The organism is Collinsella sp. AF19-1LB, from assembly GCF_003459655.1.
Classification (GTDB): Bacteria; Actinomycetota; Coriobacteriia; order Coriobacteriales; family Coriobacteriaceae; genus Collinsella.
The window spans coordinates 27,251-45,358 of sequence record NZ_QRWO01000026.1 but is presented as its reverse complement, the minus strand read 5'-3'; the positions used below and the strand labels follow the sequence as shown (position 1 = coordinate 45,358).

Here is an 18,108-nt window from a genome sequence, read left to right as displayed (position 1 = left end):
TGGCCGCTGCGCGGCCAGCAGACTAAAGTCTTGAACTAGAAAGGGGGCGGCAACCGGGTGGTTGCCGCCCCCTTTGCGAAGCTAGTTGGCTTCGGAACTAGTGATCGATGCCGTTGAGGTTCACCCTCGTGAGCGTGTAGGTCACATAGTCGGGCGATTGAGGCGTTGCACTCGCCGTGCTGCCCGTGACTAGGCTCGCCGTCATCACCAGACGATAGTTCGCGTAGAACTGATCACGCTGTTCAGCCTGCGTGTTGACCTTAACGGTAAAGGGCAGGTTAAACGTGGTGTCGCCGTTCTGTGTTCGGAACTTGCCGTTCTCCTTCGAGTCAGTGAAGGTGATCGTGCTACCGGAGGGAGCGACCGCGGCAAGCTTACTCTCCGTCACTGTTACGTAGTTGGAGATATCATCCGTTACGCTCTCATACGTGCCGTCGGTTCCGCGGCGCTGAAGCGCGAGCGTGTACACAACAGAGTCTGCGTTCGCAATTGCCTCGGCGGCGTTGCTGAGTCCACCCAGTTCATACGTGGCACCCAGACCAATCGTGCCATTCGCGATCGGACGCAGGTCGTCCACGTTAATGCCAAGCTGCGACTTCTCAGGCGCCGATAGCGTAATGGTCGTATCACCCGTGTCCATGCGATAGTATCCAACGTTGCCGCGCTTCGTCATCGCCAGGCTCGAGGTGGCAAGACCAGAATCGCGCGTCGAAAGCTTGGCGGTATAGGACATCTTGGTACAGGCGTCCTCGCCAGACTGCTTGGACAGGGAGATAACCTTGTTGCAGCCGTCCGGCGTAAGGCGAATCTCTTCCACTACCGTACGCACGGTAAAGGATCCGCCCGCTGCACGCTTGCGGATTCCGGCAAGGTCATGGTCGAGCGTGAGCCTCAGTGAGTCATCACCCGTATCCGTCACAATCTGTGTAAACGCAGGCGTCGAAGCGTCATACGGCTCCCAATCGCTGCCATTCCACCTGTAGTTCTGATTGCCGATGGCAACATAGAACTTCGCAATCGCCGAAGTTCCGCTCGGGAAACTGCTTACTCCCATTAGGTTGTTGTTGGCGCCATAGCGACACAGCGATGTATCGAGCTGATAGAACAGATGGTCGCTCTCTGTATAGTATTGGCTCGGGCTAAACGTAACCGTATCCATGACATCGAGAGAAAGAACGTAGGCGGCACCGTCCTCCGACTTCGAAACCGGAATGCACGCCCCATCTTTTTTGTCGACTACATTCTGCTCATAATTGGACAAGATACTGTATGTCGATGCCGTACTGTTTTGAATATCGTCGCTGCCATCGGTGCGTAAAACATGATGCAGATTCCAAGATATGCGGGCACCCGAAGAATTCGAGTCAATAGACGAAGCCGTAAAACCGTTGATATTAGCTTGCGTCACGCCGTCGCCCGACTTGGGCACGTTGACAACTAGGTAGACGCTCTCCGACGCACGCTGCTCCTTGCCGTTATCCTTAGGCACCTCTAGCGTATAGCGACTGTTGCTGGGAACGTCAGCACCCGCAACCTTAAACAGCGTCCACTTGCCATCGAGTTTCGCTTTAGCGGTCGCCTCTGCCTCGTTATCACACACGGTCCATGTGCCGGCGCCATCCTGTGTGGCCGACACATCCAAAATCTCGCTCAGCCATCGCTCCTGATATGGATTGCCCGCAGAATCCTTAAAGCCGTCGTTTCCGCTCAGGGAAACGCTCGTTGCTCCGCCTTCGCCCACCGTATAGTGATACTCTCTGCCACCGGCCCGGCCGTCAACGTTCGCATCGATGAGCGCAAGCTGGCTGCCCTGGGGCAACCTTCCGTCGGCACCATTGAAGAGGATGCTCTTACCGAGCCCCTTCATCGAGCCGCCAGCAGCCATATAGCTGTCCCAGCCAAAGTCGACTTCCTTCCCATTGGCAGAATTGTATGTCCAGGTAAGCAGACCCGTCATCGGCTCGCCAAAGCTCGTAAGCACGTGTGCATCTTTTCCAAGGTTAGCGTAGTCGCTTTCTTTAAACTTAGTGCCGTAATCATACGTTGCAGTGAAATCGATCTCGAGCTTGCGCTTAACGATGATCGGCACCTGAACGTTGTAGCTCTGACCCGCCTCGGTAAAGGTGACGGTCAGGAGCGTAAAGCGACCCTTGCCGTTATCCCAATCGGAGCTTGGGCTAAACGACATGTTGTTCTTGCCGTTGTTCACCACGCGAAGCGTGGGATTGTTCGACGCGTCATCGTCCTTAACGAACACACCGTCCTTGAGTTGGAAAACCTCTGCTTTGGCCGTCACGTGCGGATTGGTGCCATTCTCGTTATTCAATCTGCAGGCATCGGAGAAGCCGCCGTTCGTGACGATGTTTAGATAGCTCTTGACCGTCGTGTTGTCGTTGCCAGAGATCACCAAAACGGAGAAATCCGTTGTGGCTTGGTTGCTGCTTGTATCATTATTCGAATTGAACTTACTGGCCACGGATGAGGCATCGTAGCTCGACTTATTTTGATAGGCGCCGTTGTCATTAATGCCGCCGATATTCGTGTAGGTGTAGCGATCGGCAACACCGGTGCCTGCCTCGCTCTGGACGGTCGCCGCGGTGTCGATGGTGGCGCCGTCGCCAAACAGGTAGCGATCGGTGGTGTCGTTGTCGGAGGCACGCACCGCCAGCGTGCTTACGGGGCTCGTGGTCACGTACGGGCTTGCCGCCGTGGTAGCGGTATCGTCCGCACCGTAGAGCGTGGTGCCCTCGTCGGGCGCGCGCAGCGTGTCCTTATAGTCGCCGAACGCGATGTAGGTCTTCCTGTTTACGGCGGCCGTATTGGTCGTGTAAACCATCGGCGGCAGATCACGCGTGGTCTTGCCGTTGCCGAGCTTTACGTTCACGCCCGCTGCGGAGAGGCTATAGCCGTTTGTGTCAACCTCGCCTAAGAGCACGCCCTGCTTAGAGCCCAATTTGTAGGTATTGCTGTCCATGAGCACGTTTACCAGATGGAACTGGCCGCGTCCGTCGCCCGCAATGCCGCCGTTGGAGGTTCCGCCAAACGTTGTGTTAGATACCTTTGTGTTGGTGACGTTGATGACGTCGGCACCGCTGTTAATCGCGCCAAGTAGACCGCCGCTCCACCTGCCCTTGATCGTGGCGCACTCAATCGCGATATTGTTGCAGGCTATGTTCACATTGCTGAAGTAGTAGCCGATAAGTCCGCCCGAGCATTGGTCGGTGCCGGCAATGTTGATATTCTCGACGCTACAGTCCTCAAACCAGTACGTGTTGGGGCTGCCACTGCTCGTGACCTCGCCAATCAAGCCGCCCGCATTACGGATGCTATTGTTCGTTCCGGTGGCATCGCCGATGATGGCGCTCTTGGCATCGCCTCCGGCATCAATGCGCACGTTGCTTATAGAAATAACGCCTCTATAGGCGCTTCCGACCACACCGCCGGCGCCCATGTACTTATCGGTGTTCGACCCGGTGGCGAGTACATTTACCCCAGAGATGACTGCCGTGCTCGATGCGACGGCTTCCGTGATGCCAATTTTGGTGTTCACCGATACGTTACTGGAGGTATAACCGAACACGCCGCCCACGTAGGGTGTTGTTCCCGTGGCGGTTATGGTCGAGTTTTTGCCAATAGTCTTCTCGTATACCCCCGTGGCCGCGGTTGTCCACACGCTGCACGGCGAGGCGATCGCACCCACATAGCCGCCAACGTACTTCTCGCCCGTGACGCTAAGGCCAGTGTATGAGCAGTCATAGAGATTCGCGGGCGCCTGCGTGCCGGAGCCGAAATTGACCATATAGGTCACGTCGTTATCCGTCCTTCGGCTGGTACGGCCCGAGCTGCCAAGAAGCCCTCCTACGCTCTTTGCGCCCAACACGGTGCAGTTCTTCATCTGTACGTTGCGGTAGACGCCACGCGTGTTGCCGTCGTAGTTGGCCGTTGCGCCCGCCAATAGGCCGGTGCCGATGAGGTCGTTCGATGCCGGTCCCGAGGCAATGCTACCGTTGGCGTCTTTGTACGTGAGCGATACGTTGCAGTTACTAAAGGTAAGGTCTTTGACCTGAGCGCCGTCATTCGCGGTGACGCTCTGCCCCACATTGGTTGAGGTGAACATCACGGTGCTGAATAGGCCGCCCACGCCCGAGACCTTATAGTCGTCATCGGCATATTCGACGACGCCGTAAGTGGCATCTTTGGCGCCTACCGTGATGGTGGCCCCGTTGCCGTCGATCGTTGCCACGTGCGGCGTGATGCGGTCGCGATCGGTGGACGCCTCGTTCGAGCTGCAAGCATTGGAATAGTAACGGCCGCTAAGGCCCACGTATCCCGTGCCGTAGCCGGTCATATCGTAGGTGGCATTTTCCTTGAACTCCAGGCTCATGCCGATAGATTTCGACGCGCACACGTAGCCCGTTTGGTAGTCGGCAGCGTAGGACGCCACCAGGTAGGGCGAATTTACATCGTCATCATGGTCGAGCGGGCCGTGCCACCCCTGTTTGCCCGGGGCCTTCTGGTCATCGTTTTTGGCGGTTTCGAAATCGCCGGCAGCGCTCGCAGGCTTGCCCACGCAGTCGTAGCTGGCATTTCGCACCTTACCATATTCCTTGTTGCCAAACAGGTAGCCGTTTATCGCCGGGTCCTGCTTATCGCTGCCCCAGTACGCCTTGGAGCCGCGGAACACGCCATAATTAGCGTAGTCGGTATGTGCCGCTCCAGCACCCGCACCCGAGCTAATGATGGCCGAGAGCACCAAAAGGCCCTGGGCGTTTTCCACCGTGGTCACGGGTGCCTCGGCATCAGTGCCGATATACTTGTTGTCGGTGCCCGTGGTAGTGACGCAGGCGGTTCCCTTGTTTGTGAGCTCGTTGATCTTGTAGCTAGCGTTACCGTTTTCGACTTTGCAGCCCTCGCTAAAGGCATAGCCATCAATCACACGGCCAACGTAGGGATTGTCGTACTGCCGGAAGTTGCCCGTTCCAAGCCCCTGAGACTTGTCGCTGGTTCCAGCGCGCCAAGACGTCCCTGACATATTGCGGAAGATCACACCGCCGCCCGCAATGGCACCAACGTAACCGCCGACGGGAACAAGATGTGACTTAGTTCCGCCACCAGTAACCGTAAAGCCAGTTGTGGGGTTATCGGCCGTCGCCCCATTTACGACCACGCCATCGATAATGTTATCGCCACCAAGGATGCAGCCGATAACGCCACCAAAGAACGCCGTTGGGGCACCGTCGGCGTCCTTGGCAGAATAAGTAATCGCCGCCGACTCGTTCACATAATTGATGTTGAGGTTGCGTACCACGCTGCCATAGCTATAGGGAACCAGGCCGCGAAGCTCGCCCTTGTTGTTTTCAATCTCAATTGTTGCAGTCGAGGCGCCCAGATCGCCAACGATAACACCGCGGAACGGATTGGCCTTGTTGCCAAACCCGCCAAACGATGCCGCATCGACGGTAATCTTACTATCTTTGTCAGGCTCTATGCTGTAATACGCACTCTGTATATAGCGGCGCACGGTTTCGTCGCTCAGCGTCTGCTCGGGATCGGTCTTATCGCCGATCTTCCTCTCCCATTTTTTATCAGTACCGTTTGCCTGCTTATAGACGTACGTAACCTCATTGTTGGTCGATTGGTCGCTGCGGCGAGTGCAAAGCGCACTCTGGTCAGCGGCAATGGTGACTTCCCAGCCATCCAATGCCACGCTATTGTTGATGTAGTTGGCGATGGCGTTCATCTCCGTCGCGTCCTTAACGGTATACGGATCGCCATATGTACCACATCCCGTTATCAGCTTTGGAATACGCTGGTTGACTTTTATTTCGTGGTACTGGACATTGCTCTCGGTGGCCTTCCCCTTATAAACATAAGGAAGATAGTCACCGAACACCGGGGCATCGACATTCGCCGTCTTATCCCCAGCCTTCACCAAGCCGTTAGGGGTGCCATACGTCGCTTCATCGTAATACCAAAGCTGCTTGCCGGAGTACTCCGTGCCTTTCCTATCAATTTCGGATCCGTAGGTCACCTTGTCATTTTGAGCGGCATCTGCTGTAAAGGTATAGTCCGCCGAGCCCGTGCCGCCGGTCGCGTAGCCAAAGCTCTCCAGCAGGCTCGCGTGGGTAAAAATCGAATTGTCCGTTTGGCTGGGCAAGCTTATTTTCTCAAACTTCGCTATGACCTGATTGGCCTTATCTCCCACGCCGAGCTCGCCAAACAAGCTTGTAGCTGCAATCTTTTTTTTCGTACCGTTATTGTACGAATCGGTTACCGAGATATTCTTCGCATCAAGGTTTACAAGGGTCTGCATCTGGTTGATTAGCAGTGGAGCGTATTGGGTGGCGTTCGTCACACCATCGACCGCAAGACCATCGAGCACTAAACCGTTTATCGTGATTTGTGCCACATTGGTTTTTTTGACGGGTCCGTAGATATAGCGACACACAAGCGCGCCAGACGAGCTTCCCCAATCGCTCACAACAGAGCCCACGGTACCAGCAAGCGTGACATTCTCAACCTTAAGATCGCCCGTGTGAGTTCGGATGAGAGCGCAGTGCATATTCTCGTGCTGCGTGGCTTCGTTATTCTTTTTATTGCCTTCTTGCTCAGCTTTAATATCGGAATAATGGAACGTAATGGTTGCGTTTTTTACCGTTACCGTGGAATTACTGGTGGGGTTGGTGGGGTAGAAGCTGTATCCCTCTAGGTTGATAGCCACGCCCTCGGAACCGTTCGTACCAATATTGTTTCCTTTGAAAATCTCACGATTTCCCGGAATGATATAGCCCTGAATTGCAGGCGGGGCATACAGGCATGCACACCAAAGCAACAAGTACTCCGGGCGGTCCATCCAGCTGCTCGCACTACTATTTTTTGAGTTGCTGCCTACTACCGTATACGCCTTGTCAAGATTGTAGTAATACCTCGTCCAAGCGTTGGTTTTGCGTGAGTTGCCGAAATCCGTTCGATTGTGATAGCTGTTATCGCTTCCCGGATTTCCGCTCATGTCGAGCTTGCCATTATTAACGTCGTCTTTGGTGTGAAGTGAAACGACAGTGTTCCATTCGGCATCGATTAGCTTGCTGCCTGGCTTCCTGCCGTCGCCAACCCATTCATCAAACTTCTTTATGGACTTAGCTTCCGCAACATGAATGCCTTCGACCCTATAGGCAGTACCCCAATAAGCCTTATCTTCTAGATATAATCCCGCATACGGCTCGGAACCGTATATTCCGTCGGCTACCCTGCTGCCACGGCCGACGAGCAAGCCCAACATCTCGGCGTTGCTCGCGTTAATGGTTGCACCCGAAAGGTCGATGGCATAGTCGTTGATGACCCAGTGGCCACTAGCGGCGTATACAAGACCGCCGAGCTCCTTGGAATTCTCCGCAGTTATTGAGGCCTTGGTTGTTCTCAGAGCATAGGAGTTTACATCCTTGTTAACGCTGTTATCTCCGATAGTTACGACCGCGTTGCCCCAGCTATAACCCAAGAGACCGCCCGCGCCATTGAGCTTATCGCCGTTTTTGCCGACGCTCATGGCGAACGAATCGAACACCAACCCTGCGATGTTGACGGTCGCCACATTGGTCTTGTTTGTCACGTTTTCTTGTTTACCCTGTGCGATGCAGCCGATAAGGCCACCAACTTGGGCAATCTTGCCGCTGGCGCAATTGCCGGTTTCGATTTTGCCGCCGGCTTCGAGACCCGTAACATTGAATGTCGAGGCATAATCGCCCACATAGCCGATGGCGCCGCCAATGCGAATATTGCCGTTAAGCGTTTTAGTTGCAGCGATGGTCGCTTGAGCCTTGCTGCTGCCCCCAAACGTAACCGTGGAAGCCGTCGACACGCTGCCCGCAATACCACCAATGTTCACATCGTTAATGTTCACATCGTTAGCGAACGTATCATCGCACGCGATATTCGTTTTGCACGTTGCGCCAGACAGCGTCAGACCGCCCGCAATGGTGCCCGCAAGCGATCCGGCATCAATGGCCGCGCCGTTATCGAACTTCATAGAGCCGGCGATTGTGACGTCGGAGACAGTTGCGCCGTTGATTGCTGCGAACAAGCCCAGGCGGCCGTGGCGATAGATTTTGCCGTTGCCATCACTGGTGGCACTGACCTCGCTATTGCCGCGCATGCCGTAAGGCTCGCCCACCGCCAGACTTATGGTGTGACCGTTGCCGTTGAGCGTGGCGGTAAAGCTGTGGTTGTTCTCGTTAACGCCGGCTTGCTCTTTGGGCTGTCGGTCTTTGGTAAGGCCGGTAAGACCTGTGCCGGAAAGGTTGATGTCTGCAGAGAGCGTGATGTTCGTCGAAGGAATCTGAGCGAAATTGTCATCCGCAACGTCCTCCACGGCGGAGAAGTACCCGCTCGTTTGCCAGGTGATCGCCAGCTTTGCGAAATCGTCGACGCCTGCCAGCACAAAGGCGCCACCAGTTTTTACGAGGTTCGATTTAAAGATACACTGGTGCGAATCGTTGATGGTGATGAGATCATTGCTCAGCCCACTGCCCAGGCGAATGACCTGACCATAGCTGTAGATGTCATCAATCTTGACCTGAGTGGTGGGGCGCTTGTATTGCCATTTTGTGATATCGCCTGCGGTGGCACCGCCGTCGCTTCCGCTACCCGCGGCAAAAATGAGTGAGTTGAAGTTCTCATAGACTAGCTGCGCGGTGTGGTCGTTTTCCGCGAATCTGGCGTCCGACAGATCGGTGACACCGCTGAACTTAACGATGCCGCGCCACGACGATCCGACGACTCCGGCAAAGCCGCCGTTCGAGCCGCCGATGGTGGCGTTGCCGGCGGTTTCGACCTTTAGGCCGCGCACTTCTAGAACGTTTTTTGTGTCCACGACGCCCACGGCACCGCCATACTTGCCACTATTGCTGGCGTAGCCCGATGTTGCACATGTCACCGTTGCGTCATCAATGACCACGGCAGACTCGTTGGGACTCCCGTTGCCTTCGCCAAGGTAGCCTACCAGGCCGCCCGCATAGGTGAGCTTGCCGTTGGAGCCCACGCCAAACGACACCGCGGCGCCATCCTGCACCGTGAACGCACGCAGTGCCTCGCCATCCTTCCTGCCCCACAGCTTGCCCACCAAGCCGCCGTAGTTGCCGCGCACGCTATTGTTGTTGTCCGTTCCGTTTTGCAACGTACTTGTATACGATCCGCCGCTGACGGTCACATCGCCGTTCGAGATGTCGAGCTCGCCGAACAGTCCGCCGGCAGAAGGAGCGACGCTCGTGTTGGATACGCTGAGATCCACGCCCTCGCCAAAGTCGAAGATGTCGCCATTGATGGTGAACTTGCCGGCAAACGAGGCGTCGCCGATAAGGCCACCTGCATACGTGCCGGCCGATGATGACCCAACCGCGCGTGCAGGCTTGATGGTGATGGCATTGCCCGAGGCGTCTTTTCCGCTGTTATCCGTACCCACGGTAAGCGTGAGGTTGGCTGCCTTGCCGATAAAACCGCCGCTGGCGGTGGTGCCCTTGACGGTGAGCGCGTGTAGGTCGAGAGCCTCCGTGACGTTGACCATGGCACCTGCACTCGAGCCAACGAGGCCTACAACGCCACCGGCAAAGCCGCTCGTGGACTGGACGGTGGCGGCGGGAACATTGGTCAGGGTGCCGACGCTCAGGGTCGCACCGTCCTTGACTTCGCCTACGAGCAGCCCAGCGTTGTCAGAGCTCGTTTCGACGGTTCCGCCTGAGGCCAGATCGTTGGGGAACGTGACGGACTCAACCGTCAAGGCCCCGCTTTCGACCGTGTTACCAATCAAGCCAATGTTGCCCGTCGCATTCACCTTGAGAATCTTGTGGGAACCGGTGAAGCTATAGGTAACTTTCGCAGCAAGATAGCCCGTCGTCTCACCCAGGAGGGGTGCCGTCAAGACGGAAGTCGTATCATCCTTCTTATCAACGGGACCCGCGATGTCAACCGACGCGTTAAGCGTCTTACTCTCTTCGCTGTTTTCCGCACCGCTGACCTTCGAAGCGACCATCGGCGCGCTATAGCTAGTCGCGCCCACCCACTTCATCTTGACCATATTGTTTTGGTCGGTCAGCTTGAGGCTATTAAAAACCGTCCGATCAGTCGTGAGCTCGACGGGACTATCAGCGCCATTCAGCGACCTATAGATCCTGCCTTCAAACGGATGCTCATCGCTGCCAAAGCCCTGGAAAGACATGCCGTTATTAGCCGACTCGGTGAGCTTCGCATCGCCCGTGATGATAACCTTGATCTGCGCATCATAGTAAAGCGAAGCGTCGGCGTTAGACAGGGCGGCGAACGCCTCCGACGACTTGACATTGAGGCTTTTGATTCCACTGTTATCTTCTTTGAGCACGATGTTTTCCGCACCATTAGCCTTGAGCAGCTCGACAAGCTTTTTCAAATCCGTGATCGTCGCACCCGCCTGGGCCTCAGCGTCCTCCGAAGTCGCATCATCGGCATCTTGCTCGGCGTCGTCAGCGGCGGCATCGTCAGCGGCATCGTCGCCTTCCGTCTGGTCGCCCGTGGAATCGGAACCCATGGCGCTATCGGTGGTATCGCCTGCTGCAGCGTCATCCTTCGCCGCGTCATCCCCAGCACTGTCGCTGTCGGCACCGGTATCACTCGACCCAGACCCGATCGTGACATCGCCGTTGGTCTCGCCGCCCTCGGCAGTATCCAACGCCTTCGCAGATGCGGCAGCAATCTCGTTCGAGATGTTCTGCCAGCCTGCCGCCACAGCAACCACCGTGGGCGAGCATGCTTGGAGCACCATGACCACCGTCATGAACTCTGCGAGTATGCGCTTTGCCGTTCTCATCGATTCCGTACCTCTTATCCTAAAAACTCCGCTTCCAGAGTTATTGAGTCTCCGTCGTGCCCGTCAGGGTAGTTCCGCTCACGCTAATGCCCAGGTCACCCCAGCCACCGGGCGTTTTGCCGTCCGCTCGGTAAAAGTTGACGACCATCGAACCCGGCTCCATGGTGAACGTAGCCTTGCGAGCTGCAGCATCCACCGTCGCGCCATGGTTGGTCTCGAAGAACGGATCGATCTCCACGTTCTCCCCCCACGTGAGCGTGACGTTTGCCGGTGCGCCCGTAACCGTCACACGGTAGTTGTACGCAGCGTAATCAGCAAACTTGCCAGCCTCATCAACCAGCGCGCCCTCAACCGCAGCGGTTTTGACCTCGGCCTTCTTTGACGGCACGACTTTCGCCGCCAGACAGGTGAGCTCGGTGCCGGGGCTCTCCTTCGAAACAACCATGGCCTTAATCACAAAGTAGGCATGTCCCAACTTGTCCTCAGGAAAGGTCACGGTGTAATCGTTCTTGGTAGGCTGATTCTCCGGAAGCTTGACGTTTCCGGCGGGTTGGGGCGCATAGCTCCACGTGGCACCATCGAGCCCATACCCCTCGACCGTCAAGGTATACGTCACGTTTTTATCGTTGCAGAAGTTGCTGTTGCCCAGCAAGTAGTTGTAGATGCTAAAGGTAAAGTTGCACTGCCCGTTGTTGGGATACACCGTAACGGAGCGCTGGGCACGGGCGAGCTCGTCGGGGCTAGGCGCACTCATATAGCCCGTGAGCAAATCGCTTGCAAATAGGCTCTGCGCAGTGCCCGTTGCGGCGACGGACTTTAGAAATCCGTTGGCGGTGTAGGCGGAATAGGTAAAGTAGCCACCCGTCACGAGCGCCACGGCGCAAATAAGTGCGATTGCCGCCACAACCAGCTTGTTCTTGACTAGGCTCTTGCTTTTTGCCAGCTGCTCGCGCTCGGCATCCTGCTGTTTCTCTTGCTTCTCCATGTGCGCCCCCTCTCCTACTTGCCGCTCGCGTTGCGCGCGATCAGGTAAATCACGTCGGTCTCTTTGGCGCTCTCGTCCCACGAAAGCTTGATGATAAAGTTAAGCGTGTCATTGCCAGTCGAGTTGTCGAGTGTCTTAGCGTTGAGGTCGCCTTTGCCGAATTTCTTGTATCGGTAGAGCGGGCGCGCGTTGCGCTGGACGTTTTGATAGTCCTTGAATGTAGGGTCGCTTGCGCCCTCGCCCGGCACGGCTGCCAGACCGTCGTTCTCCTTGTTGATATATTCGAAGCTCGTCAGCAGGTTCTCTCCGGTTGCTTTCCAGCTATAAGATTTGCCGCCTGCGGTACCGCTCACGTCGGGCGTCTGGAGCGCAGACGTGTTCTCGGCTCTGTACAGCTCAATAGTGAGACCCGTAATGTTGGTCGTATTCGCAAGCTGCAGCTCAAAACCGTCACCGCCCGTCTGCACGCAAAACGGGCGCTTGAGCGTCACCGTGTTGCCGGTCTTGGTATCGCCGTATTCGGGGTTGTAGCTCAGGTCGACCTGCTCTGTTGCCGTAGCGTTGGGGCCCAGCACTTTGAGCTCCGCCGGCTCCTTGATCTTGCCAACGGTGGAGCCGCGATTGGCATCGACGAACCATCCGAGCGTCAATCCCAGCAACACGAGAAGCACGGCCACCAGACCCACGATGGCCAGGGATTCGCGACGGTGGTCGCTCACCCAAGCCTTGATGCGCTCGATGCGGCCAGCCGGACGCGCTTCGCCGTGCGAGCCGAACCCGTTGCCGCCGGGGTTTGCCGCTCCTTCGTTGTGTTTGATATCGCCCTGCTCGCGGGCATTAAGCTGCTCGTCCATTTATTTATCCGCCTCCTTGGCGGTGAAGCGCACGCGAATGTACTTGACGTTCTTGCCGATAATCTCGTCGGCGTTGTTGTAGTAGCTGGCGCAGGTTTCCACATCCGCAGAGGACATGCCGGCTCCGACAGGCGGAACCGCGCTAGGCGCCTGACCTGGCACGCTCGTGCTATCGGCGCGGAAATAGCGCGCGTGGTTATTGTTGATGTCGCCGACGAGGGTTGTGTATCCCCCCTCGTCGCCTGTGTTAGCGAAAAGGTTGCCACCGTAGCCGGCGTTGCCCGTGCGAACATAGCTCTTGAACTGTTCCGGCCAAATCCAGTAGAGGGTTTTGGTGACGGTTTCGGTCGTGCTATTTGAGTCCGCAGCGTAAAAGCTCGACTTTGGGATGGTAAAGCTCTGCGTAATGACGGTGACGCTGGCCCCGTCCTGGGTCACCGTGGTGGTCGTGGGGACCAGCGGATTCGAGTAAAAGCCAGAGGCATCTTTGCCCTGAAAAACCAGGATATGACCGCGCACCAAATCTTTAAGCGAGTTGATGATCTCTTCGTTTTTCGATGCATCCGCAGCAGTGCCGCCCGTGCCCGCAACGCTCGTCTGAACAGAAATTTCCCAGGTCATCTCCACCGTGATATCGTGCAGGTCATTGCAGAGCGGCCTGACGTTGAGCTGGAGCTGGCCGGCCGACCCCGGAGAGAGACCGCCATCGGTGCTCATGTTATTGAGGTTGAAAAGATTGTTCACGGCAAGGCTTGTACTGTCCGACGCGTAGTTGTCCTGAGTGTCGTACTTACCCGCCGTGCCGCCCTGCGTTCCCGAGAGCACAAACCGCGGGCCCTTCGCCGCGATCGTGCTCCCCGTGGCACTCACTCGGTTATTCGCGGCAAACCAGGCCAGGCATGCAAAGATGGCAACGATGGCGGCCAGCACAAACAGACCGCTCACCAGGAAATCCTTCCAGAAATCCTTGAGGGTCCGCACGTGCTCGTCGGCAGCTTGGCGGTACTCGGCCGCCGTCTTGTGCTGCTGGAGCTCGCTATGTCGGTCCATGCCACTCATCGTTTACGTTTGCCCTGCTAGCGGGCGTGCCATCCTTTCCGCTTGGGTGTGCTCAATCCATTGCTCGTAGGCATAGAATTCAGGCAGAATACAACACCATACGATAAGGTAAAAGAATAGCATTGACCTGCGGTTTGCTCCACAGCGCAAGCCTTAATGATGTCTTAAAGATTACAAGCAGCAGCCTGTCCCGCGCGCCAAGGGCTTGGTGCGAGGGGGACAGGCTAGTTTGCGCCAACGTGGTGCAGGGGAAAGGCTCAGGTGTTGCGTTGAAATCGAAAATCGACCCAGGCTCATCGTTGGCTTAAGGCGCGCATTGTCCGCGGAACGGTTCGCACACCCCTTCGAGCTTTGCCTCATCTTAACCTCATTTTGAGGTTAACAGCACCCTATTTTCAGCATTTGCCCAGTTGTTTGCTTGCCTCATCTTAACCTCATCTTAGCCTCATTTGAGGTGAAGATGAGGTTAAGGGTGCGTTTAAGCCAGTCGAGCACCCTTAACACGCCCTCGTTAGCGCCAGCGGCCTCCCCCCCATATGTCAAACCCTTGGTGCAAACAAGCCTGACCCCCTTGCACTGATCCGTAGCACCGGGCAGCGGACACACGGCGTGCTGCCCCTTAACACCCCAACGCGCGCACGGGTATCACGTAGATACCGTCCTCGACCTCGCGGGCGTACTCACCCACCCCCACAATCACGGCCATAAACTCCGGTTCGCGTGTGCGTGAACGGGGATTTCCACAGACCTTCTTGCGAACGCGCTTGAGGCTCTCGACGCCGGCGCTCGCTTTATCTTCACTCACCTTAATCTCAAAGGCGGCCCACCGTCCGTCGGCTAGCTGCACGATAGCATCGCACTCAAGGCCCGAATCGTCGCGATAATAGCGCACGGGCGTGCTATCCAGCAGGTCGAGCGAACGTGCGTAGACCGAAAGGTCGCGTATGACCAAATTCTCAAACACCAGACCAAATGTCTGCCAGTCGGCAAGCAGCGCCTGCAAGGACATACCTAGCAAGGCGCAAGCAAGGCTCGGATCTGCCAGATAGCGCTTGGGCTTGACGGTAAAGCGCCGTTTGTCGCGCGCGGCGGGAACCCAACCGGGGACCTCCTCGAGAATGAACATGCCTTTGAGGGCATCCAGGTACCTACGCACCTTGGTCTCGTCGGCAAACGCTGCGGGTTCCTCCTCGGCACCGAACATATCCATAAGAATCGTTTTATACGTGGTTGCCTGTCCCAGATTGCGCGCGATCGATGCGGAGACTCGACGAGCAATATCGGGGTCGAGACCGACCGCCGGGAAGCTGCTCGAAAATGTGGTGTTGAGATATTCGCGGGCGATGAGCTGGGCGTCAGCCGAAACCATATCGATCGCCTCGGGCCAGCCGCCGCGGCAGGCGGCTTCGACAAGCCCCGGCGTATCGCCATCGCACCGGCAGGGCTCAAAACGATGCTCAAACAAGCCCGCCAGGCTCACCTTGCCGTTGGACTCACCTGTCTCGGCAAACGTCATGGGGTGCATGCGGACGCGGCCGATGCGGCCGGCTCCACTATGCGCGGGCGCCTCCGCCTTTGAGCCAAACGCAGGCGTGGCGGAACCCGTGAGGATATAGGCGCCGCGCGTGCCCCGGGTGCGGTCAACCTCGTGTCTAACGTAGTCCCAAATCTGGGGAACGCGCTGCCACTCATCGATAATATGCGGACGGTCTCCCAGCAACATCATCGCCGGGTCGGCACGCGCGAGGTCGAGATTCTCGTCGACATACGAGACGGACGCCCCGTGCTCGAGCGCGGCCCACGTCTTGCCGCACCACTTGGTGCCCGCAATCTCGACCGCGCCAAAGACGCGAAGGTAGCGTTCGATTTGCGCATCCACGATACGCGGGATGTATCCGTCCCGATGTAGCCTCTCGCCCGCCATGAGCCACCCCCGCAGATTTCCAGTTCCTGCTTTCTGGTTCTTCTATTCCACTGTAGCAAATTCGGATTTTCGGGTGGTTGCGATTCGGATTTTCGTGTTCTAAGGATTCGGATTTTCTGAACCTGCTGGTCAGGGACACTCTATTGGCAAAAAGGCGGGGAGCACCGATACGGCACTCCCCGCCCACTCAATACGCGATAGCTTTCTTGCTTAGAGCTCGTTGGCCGCGTGATACGCCGTGCGAATGGCGCTCGCGATATCGGCGGTGCGCTCGCCCGAGCAGTCGCCCACGCAGGTCACGGGCACTGTCACGCCCTCCAGGTCAAACGCGTTGGCCTTGGAGCCCACGGCCATCACCACGTAATCGCAGGCGATCTTCACCGGCTCCTCGACGCCGTCCTCGGTGGTGCGAACGGCCTCCACGCCCTCGTCGGTAATGGCGGTCAGGCGGGTCTTAACGTACTGCTCCACGTTGTGCTCGGCAAAGTCGTTCATAATCAGCGGCAGAATGGTCTCGGACTCGCCTGCGGCAATCTTGTCGAGCATCTCGACGATCGATACCTCGCAGCCGTGCTGTAGCAGGTACTCGGCAGTCTCGGTGCCCACCAGGCCACCGCCAATGACGGCGACGCGGCCCGTAAGCTCCACCTTGCCGGCCAGCACGTCCCAGCTCGAGACGACCTTCTCCGAATCGGCACCCGGAACGGGGATGACCACGTCGTGCGCGCCCACGGCCACAATCGCGGCGTCGGCGGCGTTGAGGTCCTCAGCGGTAGCGACGTGGTTGAGCTCGACCTTCACACCCAGGCCGGGCAGAATCTTCTCGTAGTACTCGACCGAGCGCATGATCTCGTCCTTGCGCGGAGGCGCGGCCGCCAGCACAATCTGGCCGCCCACGTGATCGCTCGCCTCGTAGACGGTCACGTCGTAGCCGCGCTTGGCCGCCACGCGTGCGGCCTCCAGGCCGGCAATACCAGCGCCTACCACGGCGATCTTCTTGTCGCCCTCGCCCGGCTTAATGGCGATGGTCACCTCGTCACCGTTCTCGGCGTTCAGCACGCACGAGATGTACTTGCGGTTTTGAATCGCGTCGACGCAGCCCTTGTTGCAGTTGAGGCACTCGCGGATGGGCTCGCCCGTGGCGGCCTTCAGCGCAATGTCGGGGTCGCACATGAGCGAGCGGCCGTACGCGATGATGTCGGCCGCGCCGTCTTCCAGAATCTTCTCGCCGGCCTCGACCGAGACAACACGGCCGACGGTTGCCACCGGCACGGAGACCAGGGCCTTGACGCGCTCGGCCACCGGCAGCGTCCAGCTGTAGGGCATGGCGCCCATGGGCGGAATGGTGTCGCCCATGTTGCCGGTGTGGTTTGCCTGCGCGACCTGGATCATATCGATGCCCGCGCCCTCGAGCAGCTTGGCAAACTCACAGGCCTCGTCGGGCTGCAGGCCGCCCTTGCCGCGCGGCGTGCCGTCGGGGTTCTCCATAATCACGGGGAGCTTGTACTCCACCATCAGCTGCGGCGCGGCCTCCTTAATGGCGGCGACGACCTCGAGCGCATAGCGAACGCGGTTCTCGAACGAGCCGCCGTACTCGTCGGTGCGCTGGTTGAGGATGGCCGAGCACAGAGAACCCACCAGACGGTCGCCGTGGACCTCGATGGCGTCGATGCCGGCCTGCTGCGCGCGGGCGGCCGAGGCGGCGATAGCCTCCTTGATCTGGGTGAGCTGCTCCACGGTGGCCTCGTTCACAAAGTGCTGCATGTCGTGGTGCAGTTTGGCGTAGGCCTGCTTGCGGATCTCGTTGGACTCGGCCATCTTGGCGGCAAAGGTCTCCTCGTCGCCGGCGGCCTTGGCCTCCTGCGCGGCCTTGGCGGCGGCCATGGAACCCATGACCATGCGGCCGACACCGGGCACGTCGTACTCGGGATGGAACAGCTGCAGCGCGACCTTGGCACCGTGCTTGTGGACGGCGTCGGCCAGCGCCTTAAACGTGGGGATCTGGGCATCGGTCGCCAGCTTGGGCGTGGGGCTCGCGGTCATAACGGGAGCGACGTCGCCGATGACGATGTAGCTCACGCCGCCACGGGCCAGGCGCTCGTAAAAAGCCAGGCTGCGCTCGCCGATGGAACCGTCGCGCTCCTCGTAGCCGGTGGTCAGCGGCGGGAACATAATGCGGTTCTTGAGCTCAAGGGGGCCAACCGTAATGGGCTGGAGCAGCTTGGATGCAGGTGCGGTCATGGACATTCCTCTCTTGTAGGCGCGGCGGCGATGGTGCCGCGTAGTTGTCTAGAGGATATGGCATGGGAGCACAGTGGCGCAATGGAAATCGGCAGACAGCAGGTAACGGCAGGTGGATGGGGCGGGGCGGCCCGTCGGTTTGTCTCAATCTGTAACAGTTAGGCCCTATTTTGCCGAGCAACTGTTACAGATTGAGACGAACCAATCTAGCCTG

At 57.9% G+C, this 18,108-nt stretch carries 6 protein-coding genes; all 6 read right to left on the bottom strand.

Going from position 1 to position 18,108, the window contains the following annotated elements; translation table 11 throughout:
• Window positions 1-97 precede the first annotated feature (97 nt).
• Window positions 98-10,831, bottom strand: coding sequence for a hypothetical protein (locus tag DWX39_RS08460; protein ID WP_117759364.1), 10,734 nt, complete (start codon window positions 10,829-10,831; stop codon window positions 98-100).
• A 40-nt stretch (window positions 10,832-10,871) separates the two neighbouring features.
• Window positions 10,872-11,816, bottom strand: coding sequence for a hypothetical protein (locus DWX39_RS08455; RefSeq protein WP_117759362.1), 945 nt, complete (start codon window positions 11,814-11,816; stop codon window positions 10,872-10,874).
• 14 nt (window positions 11,817-11,830) lie between these two features.
• Complete coding sequence (locus DWX39_RS08450) at window positions 11,831-12,670, bottom strand: hypothetical protein (protein WP_117759360.1); 840 nt, start codon at window positions 12,668-12,670, stop codon at window positions 11,831-11,833.
• The gene (locus DWX39_RS08445; RefSeq protein ID WP_117759358.1) at window positions 12,671-13,720 is read right to left on the bottom strand and encodes a hypothetical protein; all 1,050 of its coding nucleotides are present in this window, start codon (window positions 13,718-13,720) and stop codon (window positions 12,671-12,673) included.
• A 628-nt stretch (window positions 13,721-14,348) separates the two neighbouring features.
• A complete protein-coding gene (locus DWX39_RS08435; RefSeq protein ID WP_117759354.1) occupies window positions 14,349-15,653 on the bottom strand; it encodes an ATP-binding protein in 1,305 nt (434 codons plus the stop codon).
• A gap of 210 nt (window positions 15,654-15,863) precedes the next feature.
• Window positions 15,864-17,894: a bilirubin reductase, long form gene (gene bilR, locus DWX39_RS08430; RefSeq protein WP_233508912.1), complete on the bottom strand. Its 2,031-nt coding sequence runs from the start codon at window positions 17,892-17,894 to the stop codon at window positions 15,864-15,866.
• Window positions 17,895-18,108: the final 214 nt, after the last annotated feature.

Coding starts and splice junctions, on each gene's coding strand:
- DWX39_RS08450 (WP_117759360.1), bottom strand. CDS start 12,670: ATGGACGAGCAGCTTAATGCCCGCGAGCAGGGCGATATCAAACACAAC.
- DWX39_RS08455 (WP_117759362.1), bottom strand. CDS start 11,816: ATGGAGAAGCAAGAGAAACAGCAGGATGCCGAGCGCGAGCAGCTGGCA.
- bilR (WP_233508912.1), bottom strand. CDS start 17,894: ATGACCGCACCTGCATCCAAGCTGCTCCAGCCCATTACGGTTGGCCCC.
- DWX39_RS08445 (WP_117759358.1), bottom strand. CDS start 13,720: ATGGACCGACATAGCGAGCTCCAGCAGCACAAGACGGCGGCCGAGTAC.
- DWX39_RS08435 (WP_117759354.1), bottom strand. CDS start 15,653: ATGGCGGGCGAGAGGCTACATCGGGACGGATACATCCCGCGTATCGTG.
- DWX39_RS08460 (WP_117759364.1), bottom strand. CDS start 10,831: ATGAGAACGGCAAAGCGCATACTCGCAGAGTTCATGACGGTGGTCATG.